This window comes from Streptomyces sp. NPDC002467 (assembly GCF_042889825.1).
Classification (GTDB): domain Bacteria; phylum Actinomycetota; class Actinomycetes; order Streptomycetales; family Streptomycetaceae; genus Streptomyces.
Genome location: NZ_JBIARJ010000015.1, coordinates 185,196 through 211,815 on the forward strand (window position 1 = coordinate 185,196; position 26,620 = coordinate 211,815).

The window sequence follows — 26,620 nt, forward strand, 5'->3', positions numbered from 1 at the left end:
CGATCTTCCGTACGGAATGCCGTGCGCGCTGGTTGAGTTGGACCCGTCGTGCCGCTCCGGCACGCCCACAGTCCCGCACGCGCTCGATAGGAAGAACCGATATGCGTTACGCAGTCCTCGGCACCGGAATCGTCGGCCGCACCGTCGCCGCCCGGCTCGTCTCCCTCGGGCACGAGGTGGTCATCGGCACCCGCGACCCCGAGGCCACGCAGTCCCGCGCCGAGTGGTCCGACTGGCACGCGGGGCAGCCCGAGGTCGGGCTGCGCTCCTTCCCCGAGGCGGCGCGGCACGGCGAGGTGCTGGTCAACGCCACCGGCGGACAGGCCAGCATCGCGGCCCTGACGGAGGCGGACGCCGCCGAGCTGGACGGCAAGGTCCTGATCGACATCGCGAACCCCCTGGACTTCTCCCAGGGGTTCCCGCCGTTCCTCGACCCGGTGAACACCGACAGCCTCGGCGAGCTGATCCAGCGCACCTTCCCGGGGCTGCGGGTGGTCAAGACCCTGAACACGATGAACTGTCAGATCATGGTCGACCCGACCCGGGTCGCTGGCGACCACAACGTCTTCCTCTCGGGCGAGGACGCGGACGCGAAGAAGGCCGTACGGGAACTGCTCGCCTCCTTCGGCTGGAAGGACGAGAGCATCCTCGACCTCGGCGGCATCGAGACGGCCCGGGGCACGGAGATGCTCCTGCCCGTCTGGCTCCGGCTGATGGGGTCGCTGGGCCACTCCGACTTCAACTTCCACATCCAGGGCGCCCACCCGAAGGCGTAGCCGTCCGGACCCGGGGCACCCGAACGGTCCCCGCCCGGACGGTCGCGGAGATGTTGCCGCGCCGGGCGGGGCCGCCCACGGTGGGCGTGACGAGAGGAGCCGCGCATGAGAGTCATGCTCCGTGCCCACCTGGACACGCAGGCCGCCAACGAGGGCATCAAGAGCGGCGCACTGATGCAGTCGATCACCAGGATGATGGACACCCTCAAGCCGGAGGCCGCGTACTTCGGCCCCAACGAGGGCGTCCGTTCCATGTGGGCCGTCTTCGACCTCCAGGACAGCTCCCAGCTGCCGAAGATCACCGAGGACCTCTTCCTGCAGTTCAACGCCGAGGTGGAGGTCGGCCCGGTGATGAACGGCGACGACCTGAGGAAGGGCATCGCCGCCATGGACTCCTCACCGGGCTGAGCCGCGCCACGGACGCCGCAGCACCGCCACGAGGGCCGGCGCGCCCGCCGACCGCCGGCCGTACCACAGCCCGAGGAGGCCGCCCGCCGTTAGGGCGAGGCCCAGGAGGACGGGCCAGTCGGAGGCGGTGTCCGGGTCCTCGTCCGTCGGCCGGGTGGAGCCCCGCCCGGACACCGCGGTGATCTCGCCCCGCCAGACCCGCGCGGTGACCCGGTCGCCCTTGCGCAGCTCGGACCCGAGGGGCGGGTCGCCGTCGAAGCCGACACGGACGCGACCGGACCCGTCGGCGAGGTCGACCAGGTAACCCGAGGAGCGGGCGCCCTTCGCCGAGACCTCCACCACGGTGTACGGGACCTCGCGCAGGCAGTCCTCGTCCGCGTCCGGGAGCGGAGCGGCGCTCGGGCAGGCCACGGCCGCGTCGTAGGCCCCTGCCTTCGCGAGCGCGTCCGGAACCCCGGCGAAGACCGCTGCGGCCAGGAGCAGGCCGACCAGCCCGCCGAGCAGTGCCAGGGCGCCCCTGCGACGGGGCCGCGGCGGACGACGCGCGGAACGCTTGGAACGACCCATCGATCCCCCCGGACTGGGCTACGTCGCCACGATAGGCGCGTTGCGGACCCGAAGGCGGGCCGGCCGGCGTCAAGGGCGCGACAAGAAACCGGACTTGGCCACGCGGGCGTACCAGTGGGCGCTGGAGCGCGGGGTCCGCGTCAGGGTCTCGTAGTCGACGTGGACGATGCCGAACCGCTTGTCGTAGCCGTAGGACCATTCGAAGTTGTCCATCAGCGACCACAGGAAGTAGCCCTCCACCGGGGCGCCGTCCGCCAGCGCCCGGTGGACCTCGGCCAGGTGGGCCTCCAGGTAGCCGATGCGGGCCGGGTCGTGCAGGGCGGAGCCGTACGCCGCGCCGTTCTCGGTGACCAGGAGCGGTATGCCGGGGGCTTCGCGGGCGCAGTGCGTGAGCAGGTCGTGGAGGCCCGTCGGGTCCACGGACCAGCCCATGTCGGTTCGCTCGCCCGGGGGTTGGTGGAAGGCCACCCCCTCCGCGCCCGGCCACGGGGAGTGTTCCCCGCCGCCGTGGCCGTCCGCGCGCGGTCCGGGCGCGCCGTCGGGGGCCGCCGAGACCAGCGCCGGGGTGTAGTAGTTCACGCCCAGGAAGCCCAGCGGCCGGTGGATCAGCGCCTCGTCGCCGGGGCGTACGAAGGACCAGTCCGTCAGGGCGGCGGTGTCCGCGAGGAGGTCCTGCGGATACGCCCCGTGCAACAGCGGGCCGGTGAAGATCCGGTTGCCGAGGGCGTCGATGCGCCGCACCGCGTCCGCGTCGGCCGCCGAGCCGGTCAGCGGCCGTACCGCGCTCAGGTTCAGCGCGATGCCCGTCCGCGCCGACGCGGGCAGCACGGCGGCGGCCAGCCCGTGCGCCAGGTTGAGGTGGTGCGCGGCGCGCAGCGAGTCCGCGGGGGAGGTCCGGCCGGGGGCGTGGACCCCGGAGGCGTAGCCGAGGAAGGCGCTGCACCAGGGCTCGTTGAGGGTGGTCCACAGCTCCACGCGGTCGCCCAGCGCCGCCGCGACCAGGGAGGCGTACTCGGCGAAGGCGTACGCCGTCTCCCGCTCCGGCCAGCCGCCGGCGGTCTCCAGCTCCTGGGGCAGGTCCCAGTGGTACAGGGTCACGCACGGCTTGATCCCGTGCGAGAGCAACTCGTCGACGAGCGCGTCGTAGAAGCCGATCCCGCCGGCCAGCACCCGCGGCCAGGACACCGAGAACCGGTACGCGCCCAACCCCAGCCCGGCCATCAGCCGGACGTCCTCCCGCCACAGCCTGTGGTGGTCCACGGCCACCTCGCCCGTGTGACCGCCGTACACCTTGCCCGGAGTGGCGCAGAAGGTGTCCCAGATCGACGGCCCGCGCAGCGCGGCCGCCCCCTCGATCTGGAAGGCCGCGGTGGCCGTGCCCCAGAGGAACCCCTCGGGGAAATGCATGTCCGTCATCCCTTTATCGCTCCCTGCATGATGCCGCCGACGATCCGGCGGCCGAAGACGAGGAACACCAGCAGCAGCGGGAGCGTGCCCAGCAGCGCGCCCGCCATGATCACCGACTGGTCGGGGATGTAGCCCCGGCCCAGCCCGGTCAGGGCCACCTGCACCGTCGGGCTGCCGTTCTGGGTCAGCGCGACGATCGGCCAGAAGAAGTCGTTCCAGGCCATGACGAAGGTCAGCATGGCCAGCACCGCCATCGCCGGTCGGGCCGCCGGGAACACCACGTGCCACACGATGCGCAGCGAACTCGCCCCGTCCGTGCGGGCCGCCTCCACCAGCTCCGACGGCAGCGCCCGGGTCAGGTACTGCCGCATGAAGAAGACCCCGAAGGCGGACACCAGGGTCGGCAGGACCACCGCCTGGAGCCGGTCGGTCCACGACAGTCGGGCGATCAGCATGTACAGCGGGACCACGCTCAGCTGCGGCGGGATCAGCATCGTGCCGACCACCAGCGACATCAGCAGCCGGCGGCCCCGGAAGCGGAGCTTGGCGAAGGCGAAGCCCGCCAGGGTGGAGAACAGCACCGTCCCGGCCGCCACCGTGCCCGCCACGATCACCGTGTTGAGCAGGGCCGTGCCCATGTTCGCGTCGGTCCACGCGATCCGGAGGTTGCGCCCCAGGTTCCCGCCGAACCAGAAGGGCGGCGGGGTCTGCGCCAGACGCGTACTGCTCCGGGAGGCCGCGATCGCCGTCCACACCAGGGGGAAGAGCGAGCCGGCCGTGAACAGGGCGAGGACCGCGTACGTGAACCTCCCCGCGCGCAGGGACCTCATCGGGAAGCCTCCCGTCCGCGCAGCAGCCGCGCCGCGCCCGCGAGGACCAGCAGGATCAGGAACATCGCCCACGCGATCGCCGAGGCCCGCCCCAGGTGCAGGTTCACCCAGCCCTGTTCGTACAGGTACAGCCCGAGCGTCTGGAACTGGTGGTCCGAGCCGCCCGTCGCCCCCGCCCCGCCGTTGAACAGCAGCGGCTCGCCGAAGAGTTGGGTCGCCCCGATCGTCGACACCACACAGGTGAAGAGGATCGTCGGACGCAGGGACGGCACGGTCACGTGGACGAACTGCCGCCACGGCGAGGCCCCGTCGAGGGCCGCCGACTCGTACAGCTCGTCCGGCACGGCCTGCATGGCCGCCAGATAGATCAGCGCGTTGTAGCCCGTCCACCGCCAGATCACGATGGCGGACACCGCCAGCTGCGAGGCGAAGGTGCCGTTCTGCCAGTCAACCGCCCCGAAACCGACCGCCGACAGAGCCCAGTTGACCATCCCGTAGTCCCGACCGAAGAGCAGGACGAAGACCAGCGTGGCCGCCGCCACCGAGGTCGCGTACGGGGTGAGCACCGCGACCCGGAAGAAGGTCGAGCCGCGCAGCCTGTGGTTGAGGAGGTGGGCCAGACCGAGCGCGATCGCCAGCTGCGGCACCGTGGACAGCAGGCCGATGGTGACGGTGTTGCGCAGGGCGTTCCAGAAGAACTCGTCGTCCCACAGGCGGGTGAAGTTCCTCAGCCCCACCCAGGTCATCGAGTCCGGATCGGTCAGTTCCACCTGGTGCAGCGCCGCCCAGCCCGTGTACAGCAGCGGGAACAGCCCGAAGGCGGCGAAGAAGAGGAAGAACGGCGCCACGAAGGCGTACGGACTCCAGCGCACGTCCCACCGGTAGCGCCGCGACCGCCAGTCCCTCGCGGGGCGGCGGGCGGAAGCGGCGGGGGCGAGCACCACGGTCTCGTCGGTCACGCCCCCACCACCCCGGGCCGACCCGCACGGGCAAAGCACCCGGCCGGGCCAATCCAGCCCCGCCGGCGCCGCACCCGCACGGGCAGAGCACCCGGCCGGACAAATCCAGCCCCGCCGGCGTTTGAGGCGCGGGGTCCGGGGCAGCGCCCCGGCAACGGCGCCGCAGGCCCCGTGCCCCGGCTGGGGCCGCGGGCCTCGGGCCGGGCCCCGGGCCGGGCCTCCGGCCGTGGCTCCGGTCGCGCCACGGGCCGGGCCCTGGGTGGGGCTTCGGGGCAAGCCTCGGGCCGTGCCGCCGGCAGGGCAACCGGCCCGGTCACTGGGCCAACGCGTTGTCGATGGCCTTCACCGCGGCCTCCCAGCCCTCCTGGGGACTGCGGCCCTTCTGGTCGACCTGGAGCATCCCGATGTCCGCCAGGTTCTGCGCGATCACCAGGTCCTTCGGGCCGACCGCCGCCACCGGCACCCCCTGCGCCGCCTTCGCGAAGATCTCGCCGATCGGGGCCCCGCCGAAGTACTCGTGCTTCGCGCCCGACACCGACGGCAGTCCGTACGCGGCACTCGCGCTCGGGAAACTGCCCCGCTTCTCGAAGAGCTTCGCCTGCTGCGCCGGGGCCGTCAGCCACGCCGCCAGCTTCGCGGCCTCCTCGGCGTGCTTGCCCGCCTTCGGCACCACCAGGAACGAGCCGCCCCAGTTGCTCGGCTTCGGCGCCTGCGCCACGTCCCACTTGTCCTTGCCGGCCGGGCCCGCCTTGTCCTGGATGTAGCCGAGCATCCAGGCCGGGCAGGAGACGGTGGCGAAGGAACCGTTCGCGAAGCCCTGGTCCCAGGCCGGGGTGAACTGCTGGAGCTTCGCGCTCAGCCCCTCCGTGGAGAAGGACGCCGCCAGGTCGAAGGCCCCGCGCACCGCCGGGTTGGACTTGTAGACGACCTTGCCCTGGTCGTCGTAGAACCGCTGCGCGCTGCCGCCGGTCACCGCCGCCATCACGCCCGAGGCGGAGTCCACGAAGGCCTTCCCCTCCCCGGCCTTCGCCTTGTAGGCCTTGCCGGCCTCCAGGTACTTGTTCCAGTCGCCCGTCCACAGCGCGCCGACCGCCGCCCGGTCCGTGGGCAGACCGGCGGCCTCGAAGAGGTCCTTGCGGTAGCAGATGCCCTGCGGGCCGATGTCGGTGCCGAGACCGACCGTGGCCCCGCCCTTGGCCGCGCTCGCCGTGCCCTGCGCCCATTTCCACGGCAGGTACGCGGCCTTGTCCACGCCCGGAGCCTTGCCCAGGTCGACCAGCTTGTCCGCCTGGGTGGCGGTGATCTCCGCGATGTTGTTGACCTCGACGGCCTGGATGTCGGAGAGCCCGCTGCCCGTGCCCAGGTGGGTCAGGAGCTGGGGGTAGTAGTTCTCGTTCCGCTCGATGGAGGTCTGCTCGATGCGGACCCCGGGATTCTGCGCCATGTACTCGTCGTAGAGGCCGGCCTCCTGGAGGCCGAAGGCCCCGAAGACACCGACGGTGAGGGTGGTCTTCGCCTTGCCGTCGGAGGCCGTGGAGCCGCCCGCGGACGGCTCGGCGGGATCCTCCGCGCATCCGGCGAGGAGCAGGGCCGCCGCGCCGATCAGACCGGCGGTGGTGACAAGGGTTCTTCGGGCTCGCATCGGGGTCCTCCCTGGGGGACGGAACGTGCCGGGTGTCGCGTGTCACAATGTGGGAGCGCTCCCACGGTCGTCAAGAGGTAGATTCACATCCGGGAGGAAGCCATGAACGGGCAAGCGCGCGGTGGGGGACGGCCGACGCTCGAGGAGGTCGCCGCGCGGGCCGGAGTCGGCCGCGGCACGGCCTCCCGGGTCATCAACGGCTCCTCCAAGGTCAGCGAGGGGACCAGGGCCGCCGTCGAACGGGCCGTCGCCGAGCTGGGGTACGTGCCCAACCGCGCCGCCAGGGCCCTCGCCGCCAACCGGACCGACGCCATCGCGCTCGTGATCCCCGAGCCCGAATCCCGCTTCTTCGCCGAGCCGTACTTCTCCGACGTGGTCCGCGGGGTCGGCGCGGCCCTCGCCGAGACCGACGTCCAACTGGTGCTCACCCTGGCCGGCGGCGACCGCGAACGCCGCCGCCTCGCCCAGTACCTGACCGGGCACCGCGTCGACGGGGTGCTGCTCGTCTCCGTCCACGCCGGCGACCCGCTGCCCGAGATGCTGGCCGAGCTCGGCATCCCCACGGTGATCAGCGGCCGCCGCTCCGCCGACGAGCCGCTGCCCTGCGTCGACTCCGACAACCTGGCGGGCGCCGCCGAGGCCGTACGCCACCTCCTCGGCCGGGGCCGGCGGGAGACGGCCGTGATCACCGGCCCGCTGGACGTGTACGGGGCCCAGTGCCGCCTCGACGGCTACCGACAGGCCCTTCAGGCCGCCGGGCGGCCCGTCGACGAGGAACTGATCGCCATCGGCGACTTCACCGAGGAAGGCGGCCGGCGGGCCATGCGCGAGCTGCTGGAACGCCGCCCCGCACTGGACGCGGTCTTCGCCTGCTCGGACGTCATGGCCGCCGGCGCCCGCCGCGAGCTGCGCGCGGCCGGGCGGCGGATCCCGCAGGACGTGGCGCTGGTCGGCTTCGACGACTCGGTGGTGGCCCGGCACATGGACCCGCCCCTGACGAGCGTCCGCCAGCCCATCGAGGAGATGGGCCGGACCATGGCGCGGATGCTGTTGGACCGGATCGGCGGGGAGGGCGCCGGCCCGGCCGGAGTGGTCCTGCCGAACCGGCTGGTGGTCCGGGATTCCTCGTGAACACCCCGGAGCACGCAGAAGGCCCGGTCCGCTTTCGCGGACCGGGCCTTCTCGCAGGGTGAGTGACGGGACTTGAACCCGCGGCCACCTGGACCACAACCAGGTGCTCTACCAACTGAGCTACACCCACCATGTCCGGTCGGGGAAACCGACCGGCCGAAGAAAAGGGTACAGGGTCCGGGAGGGTGCTCGCTCCCCCCCTTCTTCCGCGCCCGGCTCCGGTGTGGCTACGCGCCGCCCACCACGTGCTTCGCCGCGATGGCCCGCGCCGTGTCGGTGTCCGGTCCGGGCTGGGGCACGAAGACCGCCTCCCGGTAGTAGCGCAGCTCGGCGATGGACTCCCTGATGTCCGCGAGCGCCCGGTGGTTGCCGTTCTTCGGCGGGCTGTTGAAGTAGGCCCGCGGGTACCAACGGCGCGCCAGCTCCTTGATCGAGGACACGTCCACGATCCGGTAGTGCAGGTGGCCCTCCAGCGCGGGCATGTCGCGCAGCAGGAAACCGCGGTCGGTGCCGACCGTGTTCCCGCAGAGCGGCGCCTTGCGCGGCTCCTTCACGTGTTCCCGTACGTAGGACAGGACCTGTGCCTCGGCGTCCGCGAGGGTGGTCCCGCCGGCCAGCTCTTCGAGCAGTCCGGACGAGGTGTGCATCTCGCGCACCACGTCGGGCATGGTCTCCAGGGCGTGGTCCGGCGGGCGGATCACGATGTCCACGCCTTCGCCGAGCACGTTGAGCTCCGAGTCGGTGACCAGTGCGGCCACCTCGATAAGTGCGTCGTCCGTCAACGAGAGCCCGGTCATCTCGCAGTCGATCCACACCATGCGATCGTTCATGTGTCCCACCTTATGCGGTTGCCCGGGGCTCCGGTGGTGTCCGGCGGGTCGTACGCGGAAGGTCCCCCACCGGTGGTGACCGGTGGGGGACCTTCTCATGCCGTACCCGTTGTGAGGGTCACGCGTGTTCGCGCAGGACCCGGCCCGGAGCGTAGAGCTCCGTCACCGTCGGGCCCGTCGCGGCCAGGGCCGCCGCCGCGCGCTGCGGCTGCGGGGTCCGCTGGTGCGGCACCGGGGCGGACTGGATGTCGGACACCTGCGCCACGTCGGACTGCGGGCGGCGTGCCCGGTAGGCCGAACGGTAGGCGGCCGGGGAGGACCCCAGCTGCCGGCGGAAGTGACCGCGCAGGGCGACCGGCGAACGGAACCCGCAGCGCCCGGCGACCTCGTCGACCGAGTAGTCGGAGGTCTCCAGCAGCCGCTGTGCCTGGAGCACCCGCTGGGTGATCAGCCACTGGAGCGGCGCGCTGCCGGTCAGCGAACGGAACCGCCGGTCGAAGGTGCGCCTGCTCATGTAGGCGCGGGCCGCCAGCGTCTCCACGTCGAACTGCTCGTGGAGGTGTTCCAGTGCCCAGGCGACGACCTCGGCCAGCGGGTCGGCGCCGATCTCCTCCGGCAGCGACCGGTCGAGGTAGCGCTCCTGGCCGCCGGTGCGGCGCGGCGGGACGACGAGCCGGCGGGCCAGTGCCCCGGCCGCCTCGCTGCCGTGGTCCGTGCGCACGATGTGCAGGCACAGGTCGATTCCGGCCGCGGTGCCCGCGGACGTGAGCACGTCGCCGTCGTCGACGAACAGCTCGCGCGGGTCGACGTGGACGGACGGGTACCGCTTGGCCAGCGTCGGCGCGTACATCCAGTGCGTCGTGGCGGGCCGGCCGTCCAGCAGACCGGCGGCGGCGAGCACGAAGGCCCCCGTGCACAGTCCGACGATCCGGGCACCCTCCTCGTGCGCCAGACGCAGTGCGTCGAGCGCCTCCGGAGGCGGCGGTGAAGTGATGGAACGCCACGCGGGCACGACGACCGTGCCTGCCCGGGCGATCGCCTCCAACCCGTACGGCGCGGTCAGTTCGAGTCCGCCGGTGGTCCGCAGCGGACCGTCCTCCCCGGCGCACACGAGCAGTCGATAGCGTGGAACTCCCGCGTCCTGCCGGTCAATGCCGAACACGGAAAGTGGAATGGAGCTCTCGAAGATCGGCCCGCCGCTGAACAGCAGCACCGCGACGATCTCCCTGCGGCGACGCCCCGCGAGCTTCCGTCCCGCGTCAGCGATGACTGCGGTGGAATCCTGGCTCATGGCGCTAAGCCCCCCTTGGGTGTCGCGACTCCTTGGTCTGGTCGCACCTGCACGTTTCCCCTCGGCCTTGCACGTGGATCCCCCGCCGTAAATACATGATCGAATCTACTGCGTCCCGTGGTGTCGGCGTGACAAGTTCAGCACGCAGCGCTATGTCGACTTCTCAACTTGGCGAAAAGCATTCGATCAGGAAGCGTTCCGCTCCGCTACCGGTACGTAGGGCATCGTGTGCGCTCGTGGCCAGTACGCATGGGGTCCTGATGTCCCGATGGCCCTGTAGTCGCTGGTGGTGGGGGGGTTGGGGAGACATTCCGGCAAGGAGGCGGTCTTGCCGGGAAGTTGGCTGAAAACATGCGGGTGTGGGTGTGCGAATCAGTCAGTCCTGCGGGTCCGGGGGCTCGGAAGCGCCGCAGCCGCGCCGTCCGCCGGCCGCCGCGCGGGGTCGCCGGCGGCGGTGGACGGGCGGAAGGCGCTCCTCCGACGGCACCCGCGCCGCGGCCCGCTCCGTCCGCTCCGAGTGGCGCAGCAGCACCCGGCACGCGGTCGTGACGGCGAGCAGTCCGAGGGTGGCGACCGCGGCCCCGCCGAAGGAGGTCCCGTAGACGACGAGGACCACGGGGACGAGCAGGCAGCTGAAGGCCGCCCAGCGCACGACGTCACCCGCGGGGTCGTCGTGGTGCCGTCCCGCGGAGTGCACGGACGGGTGAAGAGGGGGGCGGGGGGACGGGGCCGACGGGGTCGACCGAGCGGGCTGGACGGGCTGGACGGGGTGAACCGGACGGCCGGACACGGCGTACTCCCTGCGGGCTCGTACCTGAAGGTCGGACGCATGACCAACGCCGCGCGGCGGGCCTCGGTCACTGCGCGCACGGGTGGCGAAGACCCGACCTCGTCACTGGCTGTAGGGGGCAGCCGCCATTGCCAAGGCGCGCTCACTCCGGCATGCTCCCTGGGACGCTCTCCAAGGGCGGCAAGCCCTGTGCAGGACAGGAGTGTCGCCGTACCCTGGTGGGTATGGGCTTGGGAAGATGCTTCCCGGACAGAGCTCCGTCACACTGCGTCGCCAATTTCCCCTGTTGCTTCCTCCAAGGACCTCTTCGCCGAGACACCCATGGCCGGTCACGACTTCTCCGAACCCGCGGACCGCAAGCGCAAGCGGCTCGCCGACCCCGCGTCGGCCGCCGAGCTGCGCCCGGCGGAACAGCCGCGTCTTGCCTGCGATCCGGCCTTCCGGCACGGCGTCGTTGTGGGATTCGACGGATCCACTTCCAGTGAGCGCGCCCTGGCGTACGCGATCGGTATGGCTCGCCGCTCCGGATCCGGTCTGATCATCGTCCATGTCGCCAACCGGCTTCCCACGACCGTGTGGGCCGGCTGCGAGCCCCCGGTCTTCGTCGACGTGCCGGACCACCGCACCGAGGTGCTCGGTCTGGAGCTGGCCTGCGCGGACTATCTGGCCGAAGTGCCGTGGATCCTGGTCGAGCGCGGCGGTGACATCTGCCACGAACTGGAGGAGGTCGGCCGCGAGTACTCGGCCGACGCCATCGTGGTGGGTTCCACCCACGGGATCGTGGGCCGCATCTTCGGCTCCGTGGCCGGCCGACTGGCCAAACGCGCACAGCGACCGGTCGTTGTCATTCCGTGACCGCTTGTTGAGCGATTGTGCGGTTGTGCACCCGTGTAAAGGGTAGATAAGTGCTGCTGGGACGCAGCAAACAACTGCAGATCGAAGGGAGCCCGCCGTGGACAATGGTGTCTCTGCGGGAAGCACGGCCTCGACTTCGACCCTGGGGAACATCGCCCTGGGTCTGACCCTTCTCGCATTCGGTATCGGCCACACCGGCGTCATCGACGGCGTGACCGCTGCCAGTTCCGTGTCGCTCGCGATGTACGTCGGCGGCGTCGCCCTCTTCCTCCTCGGACTCCTGGAGTTCCGCGGCGGCAACGGATCCAACGGCACCGCGTTCGCGGGCCTCGGCATCTTCTGGTTCACCTGGGCCAAGGGCGCGGGCGCCGCGGCCTCCGGTGACGCGGCCGGAACGTTTCTTGTCCTGTTCGCGCTGCTCGCGCTGACGCTCACCGTCGCAGCCGCGAGCGGTCTGTTCGGCCAGGGCGTCTACGCCCTGCTGACCCTGTCCCTCGTCCTGCTGGCGATAGCCGCCTTCACGGACAACGGCGGTCTCGCCAAGGCGGGTGGCTGGGTGGCGGCCGTCTCCGGCCTGCTGGCCTGGTACGGGGCCACGGCGGCCCTGGCGAACTGGCCGATGGCCGTGGGCAAGGCGGGCAGGGGCGCGGTCGCCGCGAGCTGAACCGCGGGGTGCGAGGCGTCAGAACGAAGAACCCCCGTGCGCGGTGCGCACGGGGGTTCTTCGTGTCGTCGGCCACGCGATCGCGTGACTACTCGACCGTGACCGACTTCGCCAGGTTGCGCGGCTTGTCGATGTCCCGGCCCATGGCCAGGGCCGTGTGGTACGCCAGCAGCTGGAGCGGGATGCCCATCAGGATCGGGTCCAGCTCGTCCTCGTTCTTCGGGACGACGATGGTGTGGTCCGCCTTCTCCTGCTCGCGGTGGGCGACCGCGAGGATCCGGCCGCTGCGGGCCTTGATCTCCTCCAGTGCCGCGCGGTTCTTCTCCAGCAGGTCGTCGTCCGGGACGATCGCGACCGTGGGGAGGGAGGGCTCGATGAGGGCGAGCGGGCCGTGCTTGAGCTCGGATGCGGGGTAGGCCTCGGCGTGGATGTAGGAGATCTCCTTGAGCTTGAGGGAGGCCTCCAGGGCCACCGGGTAGCCGCGCACCCGGCCGATGAACATCATCGACTTGGCCTCGGCGAACTCGGCCGCCAGCTTCTTGATGTCCTCTTCGCCTTCGAGGATCTCCTGGATCTGCGCGGGCAGCTTGCGCAGGCCCTCGATGATCCGCTTGCCGTCGGTGACCGACAGGTCCCGGATGCGGCCCAGGTGCACGGCGAGCAGCGCGAAGGCCACGACCGTGTTGGTGAAGCACTTGGTGGAGACGACGCAGACCTCGGGGCCGGCGTGCACGTACACGCCGCCGTCGGCCTCGCGGGCGATGGCCGAACCGACCACGTTGACCACGCCGAGGACGCGGGCGCCCTTGCGCTTGAGCTCCTGCACCGCCGCGAGCACGTCGTACGTCTCACCGGACTGGGAGACGGCGATGTAGAGGGTGTCGGGGTCCACGACCGGGTTGCGGTAGCGGAACTCGGAGGCCGGCTCGGCGTCAGCGGGGATGCGGGCCATGCCCTCGATGAGGCCGGCGCCGATGAGACCGGCGTGGTACGAGGTGCCGCAGCCCAGGATCTTGACCCGGCGGATGCCGCGCGCCTCGCGCGGGTCCAGGTTCAGGCCGCCGAGGTGGACGGTGTTGAAGCGGTCGTCGATCCGGCCGCGCAGCACGCGGTCGACCGCGTCGGGCTGCTCGGAGATCTCCTTGTGCATGTAGGTGTCGTGACCGCCCATGTCGTACGAGGCGGCCTCCCACTCCACGGTCTCCGGGGTGGAGGTCGTGGTCGCGCCGGAGGTGGTGTAGGTGCGGAAGTCGTCGGCCTTCAGGGTGGCCATCTCGCCGTCGTCGAGGGTGACGATCTGGCGGGTGTGGGCGACCAGCGCGGCGACGTCCGAGGCGACGAACATCTCCTTCTCGCCGATGCCCAGGACCACCGGGGAGCCGTTGCGGGCGACGACGATGCGGTCGGCGAAGTCGGCGTGCATGACGGCGATGCCGTAGGTGCCCTCGATCGCCTTGACGGCCTCGCGGACCTTGTCCTCCAGGGACTCGGCCGTGGAGCGGGCGATCAGGTGGACGATGACCTCGGTGTCGGTCTCCGAGACGAAGACGACGCCCTCGGCCTCCAGCTTCGCGCGCAGCTCGGAGGCGTTGTCGACGATGCCGTTGTGGACGACGGCGACCTTGTTCTCGGCGTCGAGGTGCGGGTGCGAGTTGATGTCGCTCGGGGCGCCGTGCGTGGCCCAGCGGGTGTGGGCGATGCCAGTGGTGCCGGCGAAGCGCTTGGGGACGCGGGACTCCAGCTCGCGGACGCGGCCCTTGGCCTTGACGACCTTGAGGGCGGCGGCCTTCGGGCTGTTCACGACGATGCCCGCGGAGTCGTACCCGCGGTATTCGAGACGCTGCAGACCTTCGAGCAGCAGCGGTGCCACGTCACGCTTGCCGATGTAACCGACGATTCCGCACATACGGTTTAGCCCCTCCTGAAGTTCGGTTCCTGTACTCGTTCGCGGCCGCTGGTGCGGCGGCCGGCTCAGCCGTAGACGATGCGGCGCAGCTGTCGGAGCGAGAGCTCCGGGGGCGCCACGGCGCGGTGCGGCAGTTCGGCCGCGATCCGTTCGAAGATCTCCGCGTTCACCGCTCCGCCGGACTGCAGTTCCCGGTGGCGGCGGCGGACGAACTCCTCGGTCGTCTCGTCGAAGTACGCGAGCACGTCGAGGACCACCCGGGCCGCCTCGCCCCGCTGGAGCGAGGTGCTGCGCACCAGGTGTTCGACGAGGTCGTCATGCGACGGGCGGCGATCGAGCACCCGTAGATACTGGCGGCTTCGGGCGACGAAAGCAAAGATCCTGCCCGGAATCGGGCAGGATCTTGCTGGTCCGTACCAAGGAATGGGTACTTCCGGTTCTAAATGCGCTAGAAACGACGCAGAACGGCCTGCTTGGCCGCGGTGAACTCCTCGGCGGTCAGAACGCCCGACTGGTGCAGCTCGCCCAGCTCCCGCAGCCGCCGCAGCAGGGCGTCGTGGTCCTCGACGGGGGACGCCGCCCCGGCGGGGCCGAGGGACTTCCGCGGTTCGGCCGGCGCGATCTCCGAGACCGCCGCCTGCGGGGTGTCCTGAGGGGTGTCCCGAGGGGCGGCCGGGTGGGGCATCCGCACCGCCACGGCCGCCGCGACCAGGGCCATCAGCGGGTCCTTCTTGAAGCCGAAGAGCTCCACCGTGTGCGGGTCGTACTTGGGAGCCAGGGCCTGCCCGGCGCCCGCCAGGGTGAAGCGCAGCCAGCCGTTCTCCAGCCCCTTCGACGGGGACCACTCCACCGACCGCAGATCGGCGATGCGCAGCGCACGCGGACCGCCGGAGCGCTTGGCTTCCTCCGTCGTCCAGTTCCACTCCAGCGCCACCCGCTCCCCGTCGAAGGCGGCGGTCCCGTCTCCCGCGCCCACCGTGATCGGGACGGCGGGCCCCGGCAGCAGGTACGAGGCCGTCGGGCCCGGGTCCACCTGGTCCAGCAGCAGGGCCTGGCGCACCTCGTCCACGAAGTACTCCGCGACCCCGCCGCGGTCCGACTCCACGGTCAGCCGGTACGGGTCCGAGGTCTCCGGCAGCCGCCCGCCCGTCACCTGGAGCAGCGGGTCCGCGCCGTCACGCAGCCGCAGCCGCAGCCGGCCCGCCTTGCGACCGGGCTCGTACGAGATCCCCGCGAGCGCCCGGAGCGGTACGAGCACCTCGCCGAGGGTCTGCCTCAGCAGTGAGACCCCCTTGTCGCGGCCCGGCACGATGCGCACCGCGTCCCCGTCGAAGGTCCAAGTGCCGTCCTTCTGGATGATTTCCGCCATCCGATCATTCTCACACCCACCGGGACGGGCCGGTTGGCCTATACCTGGGCCCATGAGAGTCCTGCGACCGCGACGCACGCTCGCCGCCCTCCTCGGTTCCCTCCTCGCCGTGGGCGCCGCCGCTTCCTGCACCGCCGCCGCCCACGGCGACGACGGCCGGCCGGGAGGCGGGCGCCGGGCCGCCCCGACTCCCTTCGAGGCGCTCCTGCCCGCCCCCGTCTCCGCGCGGGCCGGCGGCACCGGGTACGCCGTCGGCCCGGGCACGGTCGTCCGTACGCCACGGGGCTCGGGCGCGGAGGTCCGCCGGGTCGGCGAGCTCCTGGCCGCGCAGCTGCGCCGCCCGAGCGGGCTGCCGCTGCCGGTGGTCGAGGGGGACGGGGACGGGGACCGGGGCGGCGGGATCCGGCTGCGGATCGACGGGCGGGCCGAGGGGGTGGGGGAGGAGGGCTACCGGCTGGAGTCCCGCCCCGACGGGGTGACGCTCACCGCACGAACCGCCGAGGGGCTCTTCCACGCGGGGCAGACCCTGAGGCAGCTGCTGCCGGCGTCCGGCCCCGGGACGGTGCCGGGCGGGGAGATCACCGACGCGCCGCGGTTCGCGTACCGGGGGGCGATGGTCGACGTCGCCCGCCACTTCTTCACGGTGGAGCAGGTCAGGAGGTACGTGGACCAGCTCGCCCAGTACAAGGTCAACACCCTGCACGTGCACCTCACCGACGACCAGGGCTGGCGCCTCGCGATCGACTCCTGGCCGCGGCTCGCCACGTACGGCGGCGCCGGCGAGGTCGGCGGAGGTCCGGGCGGCCACTGGACGAAGGACGAGTACCGGGACCTCGTCGCCTACGCGGGGGAGCGGTACGTCGACCTCGTCCCGGAGGTCGACATGCCGGGCCACGTCAACGCGGCGCTCGCCTCCTACGCGGAACTCAACTGCGACGGGAAGGCCCCCGCCCGCTACACCGGCATCAAGGTCGGCTTCAGCTCGCTGTGCGTCGGCAAGGAGCTGACGTACGAGTTCATCGACCAGGTCCTCGGCGAGCTCGCGGAGCTGACCCCGGGCCGCTACCTCCACATCGGCGGCGACGAGGCCCACTCGACCCCGGCGGCGGACTACGCGGCCTTCATGGACCGCGCCCAGGAGGCCGTGGCCCGCCACGGCAAGACGGTGGTGGCCTGGCACCAGTTGGCGGCGGCCCGCCCGGCGCCGGGCGCGGTGCTCCAGTACTGGGGGCACGACCGCACGGCGGCGGCGGAGAAGGAGAGGGTCGCGGCGGCGGCCGCGGCCGGCCACCGGCTGATCCTCTCCCCGGCGGACCGGCTCTACCTGGACATGAAGTACGACCTCACGACGAAGCCCGGCCTGGCCTGGGCGGGCCTCGTCCCGGTGAGGAAGTCGTACTCCTGGGACCCGGGCGCCTACCTGCCCGGAGTGCCGGAATCCGCGGTCCTGGGCGTGGAGGCCCCGCTGTGGACGGAGACCATCGCGACCCGCGCCGACTGGGAGTTCATGGCCTTCCCGCGGCTGCTGAGCCTGGCGGAACTGGGCTGGTCCCCGGCGGGGGCGCTCGGCTGGGAGTCGTACCGGGAACGCCTGGCCGCGCAGGCGCCGAGGCTGGCCGCCCAGGAGATCCCCTTCTACCGGGCGCCGGACGTGCCGTGGCAGCGGTGACCGGCTCAAGGTCATCTCGGCTGGCCCACAAGGGGGTTGGGGCATGGCACAGGTTCCGCGTAAAGGGTCCGTATGAACTGATCGTATTCGCGGTCGCGGGGAACCTGCTTGTGTAGCGTGCCGACGCCGGGGGTGTTCGAACAGCTGATGCGGGGGACTCGCATGTCGTTCAGCGAGCAGTGGCAGGAGCACAACAGGAGCACAAGGGCGAAGCGTCAATGCGGTTGAACGGTGTGCCCGAGTACGACCCCGGCGGGACGGGTGAGTACGGCGGCGGCCCGGGCACCGCGGACTGCATCGTCCACGCCGACGACCTCGGCCGCATCGGCCACGACGCGTACCAGCTCTTCAACGGGATGGACGGGGCCGGCAAGCACGCCAAGGCGGGCAGCGAGGCCGCCGCGACCGCGCTCAAGGGCGGTGACTTCGAGACGGGCAGGACGCTGGGGATGATGGACGCGGTCCGTCGACGTCATCTTCCAGCACGGTGAGGACCAGAAGAGCATCAACAGCTGGAACAAGATGACCGCCTACCACGGGCTCGGCGGACCGGTGACCGGAATAACGGTGGTCGGAGACACCCTTCAGCGGGTTGTGGACATCGGCACCACCGAGTACATGAACAATCTCAATTCGCAGGTGGACAAGGAGACCCGGGGAAACCTCGCCACGCAATTCCCGGCGGGCCAGGACACCGTCAACACCATGCTGAAGGTCGCCGTCACCGACAAGTTCCCGCCAGGCACGCGGTTGGACCTCGACAACGGCACGGGACAGTTCGAGCAAGTGCTCCAGCGCGGGGGCAAGGACGCCTACGTGCTCGGTCTCGACCAGGGCGCGGGATTCATGGGAAGGAAGCACTGGGGCGTGGGCGACGGGATCAGCGGCCGCAGCCGCAGCCGCAGGAACAGGGCCGTCATCGCGGCGTTGGCCGGGGCCGTGCTGGTGGCGACGGCCGTGTTCGCCTTCACCCGGGGTGGGGAGGAGCCCGCGTCGCAGGCCGGCTTCTGCTGGGAGTCCCTGGCCAAGGACGACGTGGCCGCTTTGAGCCTGAAGCCGTTCAAGCGGTACGAGTCGCAGGAGGACGACCTCAAGAACCGGCCGTCAGCCACCTGCCGCGTGTATGGCGACGACCGGAAGTACGCCGAGTTCTACCTCAGGTTCGGAGGTGTCGACGAGGGCATGGGCGTGTGGCGGACGGCGGACGAAGTCGCGGCCGAGTCCCCCGTGCGCGCCCCGATCGACGGGGTGCCCGGCTGGGTCAACAGGACGTATGCCGGGGTCCTCCTCCCCGCGTCCTGCGCGCGGGGTGCGGCCATCCGCGGATGGCCGTACCTCCAGATCAACGTGGGGGACCATCAAGACGATGTGTGGAAGGACGGGCTGGTCCAGAAGCGCATGACCGACGTCCTGATGACGTCCGCAGCTCACCTCACCGCACGACTCGGATGCGCCGAAATCCCCTTCGGCTCACCCGGCGAGTCCCCGAAGCTCCTCACTGCCCGCCCGACCGACCGGGCGAAGGCGTGCGGCCTGCCGGGCTTCGACCCCCTCACCTCCGATGACTTCGGCATCGAGGAGTACGTGACACAGGGAGACCTGCGCCTCTGGTCGTGCGCCATCAGCGCCAAGGGGGAGAAGGGGTTGCGGAATCTCACCGCCACCCAGGACCCCACCATGATCGCCGTCTCCCGGAGCAAAGGCGCCGCCAGTGGCGGCAACGAGGCCCTGGTCACCTGTGCGGGCAAGCCCACCCTCCTCCAGCTGGACACCCCGTTCACCGACACCGCGAAGAACAGTGCAGCGGCCAAGGCCCTGCGCCCGGACGCGGAGATCTTCGCCGCCTTCCGGGACGCGGTCTCAGGGCAGGCGCACTGCCAGTGAGCGGGCTGTATGCGGAGGAGACGGGGCCGGCGCCCCGTGCGGACCGGGAACTCGTGGAGAGCATCTGCACGGTGTCGCCGAACGAACACTCCGGCGTGCTGCTCTTCGGGCTGGGTGTCCGCAAGATGGCGCCGGTCGAGCCGGATCGCCCCGAAGCGAGGCCGGTCGGGGACGGGCTCACCGGCTCGGTGAGCACCCAGCGGTCGTGGGTCCGGCTGTCCGAGGAGTGCGGTCCGAGCTGGGCGGCAAGGGCAGTGCCGTCGTCCTGGAACTGAAGATCATGCCGGTGGCGGGCCCTCAGGACGTGGTCGTGGTCCGCGCGGCCCTTTTGGACACCGCGAAGAACCTGGCCCGGAAGTACCACTGCCCGGAACCCGCAGGCACGCCTCGGTAGGTCAGGGGGCGGAGGCTACACCAGCGCCCGTACCGCCTGCCGTTCCAGGTCCAGGCAGCGGTCCACGTGCTCCGCGGACGCGTCGAAGAGCGCCCGGCGTCCCTCGGCGTCGGCATCAGGGTCGGAGTCCCGGGCGAGGAGCGCGAGGTCCGACCAATGCCGGGCCGACTCCCTGAACAGTGCGGCGGCCTCCGGGCGCCCGACGAGGTCGAGGAAGTCGGCGTACAGCGGCCTGGTCGCGCCCGGAGCGGTCCACTCCTCCTCCAGGCAGGCGTACAGCCGCCCGGTACCGGTGCGGAGGGCCTCGGGAGAGCTGCCGAACCGGCGCTCCCAGCCCGCCTTGGTGGTGCTGTCGCGCAGTTGCGCGGCGAGCTTCTCCATCCCGGCGAAACCGAAGTTCACGTCGAACTTGTTGCCCAGGACCGGCCCGGTGAGGTGCTTGACGGTATCGGCGATCGCCCCTGCCACATCCGGCTCGCCCTCGGCCGGCCCGGTGGGCACGATGAGTTGGTGGCGGCCCTTGCGGTGTGCGCTCCAGGCGGCTCCGAACTGCTCGCGGTCGATCCGGTACGGGGTCTCGGCACCGTCCTCGATCAGCAGGTCGTCGCCGTCGTACCCGGCGATGACCACGGTGTACGGGTCGGTGCCCGTCAGCTCTGCGTCCGGGTCGGCCGCGTGCCAGGGCAGGGAGGAACGGTCGACCACGCAGAAGGCGGGCTGCCCCTTGTCGAGCGCGGCGCGGACCCTGCCCCAGCGGGGGTTCATCGCGCGCGTGGCCTCGTACGGGATCCCCAGGCGGCCGAGCGCGACCTGCACCCACGGTTCGGGGTGGGCCTGGGCCACGATCGTGACCAGGGGGAGCCGGCCCGCGTACTCGAACACGAAGTACATGAAGCCGATCCCCCCGGCCAGGCCCGCGACGAGCTCCTCGTCGTGGACGCTGCCCAGGGCGTGCCGGATCAGGGAGGCCTCGCGGTGGCGTCCGGTGCCGAAGTCTTCGTATACGAGCACGGTCATGCGGTCACCCTAACCGTGCGGGCACCGGGGGCCGACCGCTCCACCTCCGTCGGCTCTGCGGCTCGGTGTCGTCCCGCTGTCGTCGTCGGGTAGCGTCCGGGAGTTTCGGGACGGCGGGCGCGGGCTCTGCCTGGTGGCGGCCGTGGCCGGCCGGTGGGCCGTCGGGAAGCGGGTGTGCGCCGAGCTGTCCGTGAAGGCGCCGTGACGGCCTGGCTGCTCACCCCCGACCGGACCGGGAGCGAGGCGATCCACGAGGCCGAGTGCACGTCCTGCCTCGCCGGCTCCGGGCCGGCCGATGACGACGACGGCCCCGCCGTACGGGCTCTGCGGCACGCTCGGCAGACCGGGCACACCGGCTACCGCCGCATCGTCACCGACTTCCAGCGGGCAATGACGACGGACTGCTGACGTGGCCCTCGTCCTGTGCCAGGCTGCGGCGCATGGGGTGGACATTCAAACTGCACGGTGGTCTCGCCGCCGTGCTGGGCGCAGTATTGCTGGTCCTGACTGCGCTCACCTGGCTGCCCGGAACCCTGCCGTGGACCCGGGCGACGTGGCCGATGGCAGTGATCTTCGTGTTGCTCTTCCCGATCTTCCTATCGGCGCTGGTAGCTGCGCTCTTGGCGCGTCCCGACCGGCACTTGGTCTGGCCGGCCTTCCGGTGCCTTCCTCGAAGGGTTCAGCTGGGGCTTGGGGTCTTGGTTGTATCGGGTGTTGCGATGATGCTCTTGAGTTCGGCAGGGGAGGGGAACTTGCAGTCCGCGGAGGTGAAGGAAGGCCGGTACTTCGCCTTCGACGCCACGCCGCGTGCGCGCCACACCGTAGAGGTCTCCCAGAGTCAGTACCAGGCCGTTCTGGAGAGCGATCAGCGCATGATGTTCGGTGTCCCCGGGCTGCTCTCCGTCGCCGCCGCGTGTGTCGTCCTGGTGGCCGGAGAGCTTCGTCGAGCAGATCGTGACTGAGTAGGGGCGGACAGGTGGCCGAGGGACCGTATCGGCCACCCGCCCGTCCCCCATGTCACCGCCGGGCGAAGGCCGCGACGGGGTTCTTGAGGGTGCCGATCAGCTGGAGCGCGGCGGACGGGTCGGCCAGGTCGACCATCTGCTTGTTGTCGCGCAGCTGGAGGCGGTTCAGGCAGGACAGCTGGAACTCGTCCGCGAAGAGGTCGTAGCGGGCGAAGCGGTCCGAGAGGGCGGGGAGGGAGTCCTGGTAGTCGTGGGCGCAGTCGGCCACGGCCTTCCAGAAGGTGTCCTCCGTGCAGATGCCCTCCGAGGCGAGGATCGAGCCGAGGAAGCGGAAGAAGCAGTCGAAGACGTCCGTGAAGATGGACAGGAGCTTCATGTCCTCCGGGATGTCCGCCTTGATGCGTTCCACGGCCGGCGGGAGCACCGCGTCCGGGTCCATGACGACGATCTCCTCGGCGATGTCCTTGAAGACCGCCCGCTGCACGACGCCGTCCCGGATGACCAGGATCGTGTTCTCGCCGTGCGGCATGTACGCGAGGTCGTACCGGTAGAAGCAGTGGAGGAGGGGGAGGAGGTAGGCGCGGAGGTACGGCTTCAGCCATTCGGACGGGGTGAGGCCGGATTCGGCGATGAGCGCGCCCACGAAGGACTTGCCGTCCGCGTCCACGTGGAGGAGGGAGGCCATCGTGGCGAGGCGTTCGCCGTCCTGGAGCCCGTTCACCGGGGACTCGCGCCACAGGGCGGCCAGCATTTTGCGGTACGGCGAGTAGCGGTCCGTCGCGCGTTCGTACTGGCGGTGGTGGTAGCCGATCGCCGCCCGCTCCCGGATGATCGAGAAGTCGACCGAGCGGAGGACGGGGTCGACGTCGATCAGCCGGTGCAGCCAGTCGTTGATGGCCGGGGTGGCCTCCATGTACGCGGCGGAGAGGCCGCGCATGAAGCCCATGTTGAGGACCGAGATGGCCGTCTTGACGTAGTGCTTGGTGGGAGTGGTCGTGTTGAAGAAGGTACGGATCGACTGCTGGGGGAGGTAGGCGTCCGTCCCCTCGCCCAGCAGGACCAGGCGGCGGTTGGCGATCTCGGCCGCGAAGGTGACCGTCGTCTTGTTCCACCACTGCCAGGGGTGGACGGGGAAGAAGTGGTAGTCCGCCGGGTCCAGGGCGAGGGAGTTCAGTGTGGCGGCGAAGCCGGCGATCGCGGCCTCGCCCAGCTCCTCGCGCATGAACGAGTCGTGGTCCAGGCCCTCGCCCGCCGTGAAGGTGGAGACGTCCTTGTGGGCCGCCGCCCACACCAGGTGGACCGGGCTCGCGGTCTCCGGCGCGTACGAGAGGTACTCGTGCACGCCGAAGCCGAGGCGGCCGTTGTTGGCGACGAAGCAGGGGTGGCCCTCGGTCATGCCCGTCTCGACGTCCTGGAAGGAGGACTTGGCGAGGACGGCCGAGGAGACCTGGGGCTTGGTGTACTTGAAGCCGGTGCCCGCCAGGGTGGAGGAGATCTCCTCCAGGTAGACGGGAAGGACCTCGGGGCTCAGGCCCAGGGACTGCCGGAGTTCGATGTGGAAGTCCAGGGCGTCCAGGGGGAGCTCCGCGCCGGCCTCGTGGCGGGTGATCGAGGGCTCCTCCACCGCCCAGTGGTCCAGTGCGTGGAGGGTGGCCCGGAAGCGGTACTCGACCGTCCCGTCGTCGCTGCGGACCGAGTACCAGGAGTCCCCGAGGGGGGTGGGGGTCAGGAGGCGTTCGTGGGAGAACTCCGCCAGGGCCTTGCGGACCAGGGCGCGGTTGGCCCGGGCCCACAGTTCCGGGGAGAGGTGGGAGACGGCGTCGGCGAGGCTCATATCGTGGCCGCCTCGAACTGGGCGCGCGTGCAGAAGCTGAGGAGGGCTTCCTTCTCCGGCTTGCGGATGGGGCCGTCGGGGACGAAGCCGACCGCTTCGTTGAGGGCGTGGACCGCCGTGTTGCGGACGTCCGGTTCGACGACCACGCGGTGGGTCGCGGGGTCCGAGAAGAGGTACGACATGACCGTCGTGATCACCGCGCGGGTGAAGCCGCTCAGCGGGGAATCGGTCGGGGCGACGAGGAAGTGCATGCCTACGTCGCCCGGCCGGGGGTCGTACAGGCCGACCAGTTCGAGGTGCGCGGGGTCGTAGCTCTCCATCAGGAAGGCCGGGCGGCCCTCGTGGAGGCCGAGGAAGGCCTGGTGGTGCTCGGCGGCGCAGATGCGCATGTACTCGCGCTCCACGTCCGGGAGCGAGGCGTCCTGCATCATCCAGAACGAGGCTTTGGGGTGGGTGACCCAGCCGTGCAGCAGTTCCGAGTCGGTGAGGGGGTCCAGGGCGCGGACCGAGAAGGTGCCGAGCACCGGGTCCTCGCGGGTGAAGAGGGTTTCCGTGGTGGTGCTCATGCTGCCGTGCCTTCCGGGACTGCGAACTGCTGGAACGCGATGGACTTCTCGACCTTGTAGTACTCGCGGCCGAGGAGCTCGCCGACGACGTACGCGTTGCGGTACGCGGCCATGCCCAGGTCGGGCGAGGTCAGGGAGTGGTTGTGCGTGGTGCCGTTCTGGAGGAAGATCCCGCGCCCGGTGACGTCCACGCTGTAGTTGCGCGCCGCGTCCAGGCGGCCGTGGCCGTCGAAGACCAGCCGGTCGTGGACGGGGGCGAGGAACTCGGGGATGCGGTACTTGTAGCCCGTGGCCAGGACCAGGCCCTCGGAGGCCAGGGTGAAGTCCCGTTCCTGCTCTTCCTGGCGCAGGCCCAGGGTGTACGTGCCCGTGGTGGTGTCGTACGCCGTGGAGTTCAGGGAGGTGTTGGTGAGGAGCGTGGTCGGGACGGGGCCCGGCATGCTGATCTTCTTCTGGTACAGCAGGTCGAAGATGGCGTTGACGAGCTCGCCGTCGATGCCCTTGAAGAGGTTCTTCTGCTGGGATTCGAGCCGGTAGCGGGTCTCCTCCGGGAGGGCGTGGAAGTAGTCCACGTACTCCGGCGAGGTCATCTCCAGCGTCAGCTTCGTGTATTCGAGGGGGAAGAAGCGGGGCGAGCGGGTCACCCAGTTGAGCTGGTAGCCGTACGTGTCGATCTCCGTGAGGAGGTCGTGGTAGATCTCGGCGGCGCTCTGGCCCGAGCCGACCAGGGTGATGGACTTCTTGCGCTGGAGCTCCGCCTTGTTCTGCATGTACGCGGAGTTGTGGAGGAAGTCGCCGCCGAGGTTGGCGCAGGACTCGGGCAGGTGGGGCGGGGTGCCGGTGCCCAGGACCAGCCGGCGGGCCCGGTGGGTCTCGCCCTTGTCGGTGTGGACCTCGTAGAGGGCGGTCCGCTCGTCGTACGTGACCTCGGTGACGGAGGTGGAGTACAGGACGTTTGCGAGGCGGTCGGCGGCCCAGCGGCAGTAGTCGTTGTACTCGGCCCGCAGCGGGTAGAAGTTCTCCCGGATGTAGAAGGAGTACAGCCGGTCCTTGTCCTTCAGGTAGTTGAGGAAGGAGAAGGGCGAGGTCGGGTCGGCGAGGGTGACCAGGTCCGACATGAACGGCGTCTGCAGGTGCGCGCCGTCCAGGAACATTCCGGCGTGCCACTCGAAGTGCGGCTTCGACTCGATGAACAGGCCGTCGAGTTCGTCGATCGGGGCGGTCAGGCAGGCGAGTCCCAGATTGAAGGGACCGAGGCCGATTCCGATGAAGTCGTGGGGCTTAACGGTGGACGGCAAGGGATTCTCCCAGGAACTGCGCGGCGTGTGCGGCGAGGAGGTCGAGGACGGCTTCGATGTCGGCCGTCGTGGTCTGCGGGTTGAGCAGGGTGAACTTCAGGTACTGGTCCCCGTCCACCTTGGTGCCGGCGACGACCGCCTCACCCGAGGCGAACAGGGCCTTGCGGGCGTGGAGGTTGGCCTCGTCGATCAGGTCGGCGCGGATGCCGGCGCCGTCCTCGGGGACGTAGCGGAAGACCAGGGTGGAGATCTGCGGGCGGACGACGACCTCGAAGCGCGGGTCGGCGGCGATGATCTCGTAGCCCGCCGAGGCCAGGTCGACGACCTCGTCGAAGAGCGAGCCGACGCCGTCGGCGCCCATGACGCGCAGGGTCATCCAGAGCTTGAGGGCGTCGAAGCGGCGCGTGGTCTGGATGGACTTGTCGACCTGGTTGGGGATGCGCTCCTCCGCCATCCGGCGGGTGTTGAGGTAGTCCGCGTGGTACGTGGCGTGCTTCAGGGTGTCGCGGTCGCGGACCAGCACGGCGCTGGAACTGACCGGCTGGAAGAACGACTTGTGGTAGTCGACCGTGACCGAGTCGGCGTGCTCGATTCCGTCGAGGAGGTGCCGGCGGGTGGGGGAGACCAGCAGTCCGCAGCCGTACGCGGCGTCCACGTGCATCCACGCGGAGTGCTCGGCGGCCAGCTCGGCGATCTCGGGGAGCGGGTCGATGGACCCGAAGTCGGTGGTGCCGGCGGTGGCGACGACGGCCATGGGGAAGAGGCCCTCGGTGGCGCAGGCCTCCAGTTCCAGGGCTAGGAGCGAGGTGTCCATGCGGCGGTGCCGGTCGACCGGGACGGCGATGACGGCCTCGTAGCCGAGTCCGAGCATGGCGGCCGACTTCTTCACGCTGAAGTGGCTCGCCTCGGAGGTGAAGATGCGCAGTTTCGGGAGCAGTTCGGCCTTGGTGAGTTCGTGGCCGTCCGCCATCGCCCGCTGCATCAGCACGCGGCAGGCCTCGTCGCGGGCGAGGAGCAGTGCGTGGAAGTTCGACTGGCTGCCGCCCGAGGTGAAGACGCCGTCCGCGGCGGGGCCGAGGCCGATGCGCCGGGCGGTCCAGTCGATCAGGCGGCGCTCGATGAGCGTGCCGCCGATGGACTGGTCCCAGGTGTCGAGGGAGGAGTTGACGGCCGACAGGACGGCCTCGCCGAGCACCGCGGGGATGACGACCGGGCAGTTGAGGTGGCCGAGGTAGCGCGGGTGGTGGAAGTACACGGCGTCGCGCAGGTAGACCTCCTCCAGCTCGTCGAGGGCGGCGGCCGGGTCGGCGAGCGGCGTGTCGAGGTCGATCCCGTTGATGACGGGGGCGAGTTCGTCGACCGATATGCCGGTGTGGGGGCGCTGCGTGCCCGCGAGTTTGGCGGCGACGCGTTCGACTCCCTGGGTGACGGAACGCCGGTAGAGGTCCGCGGTCGTCTCATTCAGCAGATGCGAACGCATCAACTTTCCTCCGGGCAGGGGGAGTTGGGAGTGGTGGTGATGAACTTAGGTTAGCCTAACCTAAGTTCAATGACAAAGAGAGATGGGC

General features: G+C 70.7%; 27 protein-coding genes and 1 tRNA gene. 11 read left to right on the forward strand and 17 right to left on the reverse strand.

The window, feature by feature from the left end; translation table 11 throughout:
• Positions 1-101: 101 nt before the first annotated feature.
• Together ACFYYJ_RS28490 and ACFYYJ_RS28495 are read left to right on the forward strand one after the other, a co-directional pair.
• Entirely contained in the window at positions 102-776 is a 675-nt protein-coding gene (locus tag ACFYYJ_RS28490; protein WP_389136586.1) for an NADPH-dependent F420 reductase, read from the forward strand.
• A 105-nt stretch (positions 777-881) separates the two neighbouring features.
• On the forward strand, positions 882-1,184 hold the full coding sequence (locus ACFYYJ_RS28495) for a hypothetical protein (RefSeq protein ID WP_389136589.1): 303 nt from the start codon (positions 882-884) through the stop codon (positions 1,182-1,184).
• On the opposite strand, the gene ACFYYJ_RS28500 is transcribed toward ACFYYJ_RS28495, so the two are convergent.
• From ACFYYJ_RS28500 to ACFYYJ_RS28520, 5 genes are all read right to left on the reverse strand, one after another.
• Positions 1,173-1,751, reverse strand: coding sequence for a hypothetical protein (locus ACFYYJ_RS28500; protein ID WP_389136591.1), 579 nt, complete (start codon positions 1,749-1,751; stop codon positions 1,173-1,175). The genes ACFYYJ_RS28495 and ACFYYJ_RS28500 overlap by 12 nt on opposite strands.
• A gap of 69 nt (positions 1,752-1,820) precedes the next feature.
• Positions 1,821-3,167, reverse strand: coding sequence for a GH1 family beta-glucosidase (locus ACFYYJ_RS28505; RefSeq protein WP_389136594.1), 1,347 nt, complete (start codon positions 3,165-3,167; stop codon positions 1,821-1,823).
• Positions 3,164-3,988, reverse strand: a complete 825-nt coding sequence (locus tag ACFYYJ_RS28510; protein WP_384736468.1) for a carbohydrate ABC transporter permease — start codon at positions 3,986-3,988, stop codon at positions 3,164-3,166. The genes ACFYYJ_RS28505 and ACFYYJ_RS28510 overlap by 4 nt, the downstream gene beginning before the upstream one ends.
• Positions 3,985-4,947, reverse strand: a complete 963-nt coding sequence (locus tag ACFYYJ_RS28515) for a carbohydrate ABC transporter permease (RefSeq protein ID WP_389136597.1) — start codon at positions 4,945-4,947, stop codon at positions 3,985-3,987. The genes ACFYYJ_RS28510 and ACFYYJ_RS28515 overlap by 4 nt, the downstream gene beginning before the upstream one ends.
• 313 nt (positions 4,948-5,260) lie before the next feature.
• A complete protein-coding gene (locus ACFYYJ_RS28520) occupies positions 5,261-6,589 on the reverse strand; it encodes an ABC transporter substrate-binding protein (RefSeq protein ID WP_389136600.1) in 1,329 nt (442 codons plus the stop codon).
• Positions 6,590-6,691: 102 nt separating this feature from the next.
• Here ACFYYJ_RS28520 and ACFYYJ_RS28525 point away from each other — a divergent pair, with 102 nt between their 5' ends.
• Positions 6,692-7,720 carry a LacI family DNA-binding transcriptional regulator gene (locus tag ACFYYJ_RS28525; protein ID WP_389136603.1) on the forward strand — a complete coding sequence of 343 codons (1,029 nt, stop codon included), beginning with the start codon at positions 6,692-6,694 and terminating at the stop codon, positions 7,718-7,720.
• 57 nt (positions 7,721-7,777) lie between these two features.
• Here ACFYYJ_RS28525 and ACFYYJ_RS28530 read toward each other — a convergent pair.
• From ACFYYJ_RS28530 to ACFYYJ_RS28545, 4 genes are all read right to left on the reverse strand, one after another.
• Positions 7,778-7,850, reverse strand: a tRNA-His gene (locus ACFYYJ_RS28530).
• A 97-nt stretch (positions 7,851-7,947) separates the two neighbouring features.
• Positions 7,948-8,550 carry an oligoribonuclease gene (orn, locus tag ACFYYJ_RS28535; protein ID WP_385124842.1) on the reverse strand — a complete coding sequence of 201 codons (603 nt, stop codon included), beginning with the start codon at positions 8,548-8,550 and terminating at the stop codon, positions 7,948-7,950.
• A 118-nt stretch (positions 8,551-8,668) separates the two neighbouring features.
• Positions 8,669-9,841 (reverse strand): helix-turn-helix domain-containing protein, encoded by a 1,173-nt coding sequence (locus tag ACFYYJ_RS28540; protein ID WP_384589866.1) that lies wholly within the window; start codon positions 9,839-9,841, stop codon positions 8,669-8,671.
• Positions 9,842-10,217: 376 nt separating this feature from the next.
• Positions 10,218-10,538 carry a hypothetical protein gene (locus ACFYYJ_RS28545; protein WP_389136607.1) on the reverse strand — a complete coding sequence of 107 codons (321 nt, stop codon included), beginning with the start codon at positions 10,536-10,538 and terminating at the stop codon, positions 10,218-10,220.
• A 414-nt stretch (positions 10,539-10,952) separates the two neighbouring features.
• Between ACFYYJ_RS28545 and ACFYYJ_RS28550 the strand changes: the two genes are divergently transcribed.
• Together ACFYYJ_RS28550 and ACFYYJ_RS28555 are read left to right on the forward strand one after the other, a co-directional pair.
• Positions 10,953-11,486 (forward strand): universal stress protein, encoded by a 534-nt coding sequence (locus ACFYYJ_RS28550; protein WP_384749913.1) that lies wholly within the window; start codon positions 10,953-10,955, stop codon positions 11,484-11,486.
• Between the two features lie 97 nt (positions 11,487-11,583).
• Positions 11,584-12,150: a GPR1/FUN34/YaaH family transporter gene (locus ACFYYJ_RS28555; RefSeq protein ID WP_389136610.1), complete on the forward strand. Its 567-nt coding sequence runs from the start codon at positions 11,584-11,586 to the stop codon at positions 12,148-12,150.
• A gap of 88 nt (positions 12,151-12,238) precedes the next feature.
• Here the strand turns inward: ACFYYJ_RS28555 and glmS are convergent, their stop codons facing one another.
• The 3 genes from glmS to ACFYYJ_RS28570 form a co-directional block, all read right to left on the reverse strand.
• Entirely contained in the window at positions 12,239-14,056 is a 1,818-nt protein-coding gene (gene glmS / locus ACFYYJ_RS28560; protein ID WP_385124850.1) for a glutamine--fructose-6-phosphate transaminase (isomerizing), read from the reverse strand.
• Positions 14,057-14,121: 65 nt separating this feature from the next.
• On the reverse strand, positions 14,122-14,397 hold the full coding sequence (locus tag ACFYYJ_RS28565; protein WP_329385221.1) for a hypothetical protein: 276 nt from the start codon (positions 14,395-14,397) through the stop codon (positions 14,122-14,124).
• 107 nt (positions 14,398-14,504) lie between these two features.
• Entirely contained in the window at positions 14,505-15,425 is a 921-nt protein-coding gene (locus ACFYYJ_RS28570) for a DUF4429 domain-containing protein (protein WP_389136614.1), read from the reverse strand.
• A gap of 52 nt (positions 15,426-15,477) precedes the next feature.
• Here ACFYYJ_RS28570 and ACFYYJ_RS28575 point away from each other — a divergent pair, with 52 nt between their 5' ends.
• The 4 genes from ACFYYJ_RS28575 to ACFYYJ_RS28590 all read left to right on the forward strand — a co-directional run bounded on the left by ACFYYJ_RS28575 (position 15,478) and on the right by ACFYYJ_RS28590 (position 19,253).
• Positions 15,478-17,094 (forward strand): beta-N-acetylhexosaminidase, encoded by a 1,617-nt coding sequence (locus ACFYYJ_RS28575; protein WP_389136617.1) that lies wholly within the window; start codon positions 15,478-15,480, stop codon positions 17,092-17,094.
• A gap of 218 nt (positions 17,095-17,312) precedes the next feature.
• Positions 17,313-17,585, forward strand: a complete 273-nt coding sequence (locus tag ACFYYJ_RS28580; protein WP_389136620.1) for a hypothetical protein — start codon at positions 17,313-17,315, stop codon at positions 17,583-17,585.
• A gap of 31 nt (positions 17,586-17,616) precedes the next feature.
• Positions 17,617-18,978 (forward strand): hypothetical protein, encoded by a 1,362-nt coding sequence (locus ACFYYJ_RS28585; RefSeq protein ID WP_389136622.1) that lies wholly within the window; start codon positions 17,617-17,619, stop codon positions 18,976-18,978.
• A complete protein-coding gene (locus tag ACFYYJ_RS28590) occupies positions 18,975-19,253 on the forward strand; it encodes a hypothetical protein (protein ID WP_389136625.1) in 279 nt (92 codons plus the stop codon). The genes ACFYYJ_RS28585 and ACFYYJ_RS28590 overlap by 4 nt, the downstream gene beginning before the upstream one ends.
• Before the next feature lie 134 nt (positions 19,254-19,387).
• On the opposite strand, the gene ACFYYJ_RS28595 is transcribed toward ACFYYJ_RS28590, so the two are convergent.
• On the reverse strand, positions 19,388-20,389 hold the full coding sequence (locus ACFYYJ_RS28595; protein ID WP_389136628.1) for a DUF4872 domain-containing protein: 1,002 nt from the start codon (positions 20,387-20,389) through the stop codon (positions 19,388-19,390).
• Positions 20,390-20,563: 174 nt separating this feature from the next.
• On the opposite strand from ACFYYJ_RS28595, the gene ACFYYJ_RS28600 reads away from it, so the two are divergent.
• Positions 20,564-20,797 (forward strand): hypothetical protein, encoded by a 234-nt coding sequence (locus tag ACFYYJ_RS28600; RefSeq protein WP_389136631.1) that lies wholly within the window; start codon positions 20,564-20,566, stop codon positions 20,795-20,797.
• Between the two features lie 32 nt (positions 20,798-20,829).
• Positions 20,830-21,351, forward strand: coding sequence for a hypothetical protein (locus ACFYYJ_RS28605; RefSeq protein WP_385363392.1), 522 nt, complete (start codon positions 20,830-20,832; stop codon positions 21,349-21,351).
• Between the two features lie 55 nt (positions 21,352-21,406).
• Here ACFYYJ_RS28605 and ACFYYJ_RS28610 read toward each other — a convergent pair whose 3' ends face one another.
• From ACFYYJ_RS28610 to ACFYYJ_RS28625, 4 genes are read right to left on the reverse strand one after another with little or no spacing between them, the layout of a single operon-like run.
• On the reverse strand, positions 21,407-23,188 hold the full coding sequence (locus ACFYYJ_RS28610) for an IucA/IucC family protein (RefSeq protein ID WP_389136635.1): 1,782 nt from the start codon (positions 23,186-23,188) through the stop codon (positions 21,407-21,409).
• Positions 23,185-23,754, reverse strand: coding sequence for a GNAT family N-acetyltransferase (locus tag ACFYYJ_RS28615; RefSeq protein WP_385363390.1), 570 nt, complete (start codon positions 23,752-23,754; stop codon positions 23,185-23,187). The genes ACFYYJ_RS28610 and ACFYYJ_RS28615 overlap by 4 nt, the downstream gene beginning before the upstream one ends.
• A complete protein-coding gene (locus tag ACFYYJ_RS28620; protein ID WP_389136638.1) occupies positions 23,751-25,052 on the reverse strand; it encodes a lysine N(6)-hydroxylase/L-ornithine N(5)-oxygenase family protein in 1,302 nt (433 codons plus the stop codon). The genes ACFYYJ_RS28615 and ACFYYJ_RS28620 overlap by 4 nt, the downstream gene beginning before the upstream one ends.
• Positions 25,036-26,532, reverse strand: a complete 1,497-nt coding sequence (locus tag ACFYYJ_RS28625) for a pyridoxal phosphate-dependent decarboxylase family protein (RefSeq protein WP_389136641.1) — start codon at positions 26,530-26,532, stop codon at positions 25,036-25,038. The genes ACFYYJ_RS28620 and ACFYYJ_RS28625 overlap by 17 nt, the downstream gene beginning before the upstream one ends.
• Between the last annotated feature and the right edge of the window lie 88 nt (positions 26,533-26,620).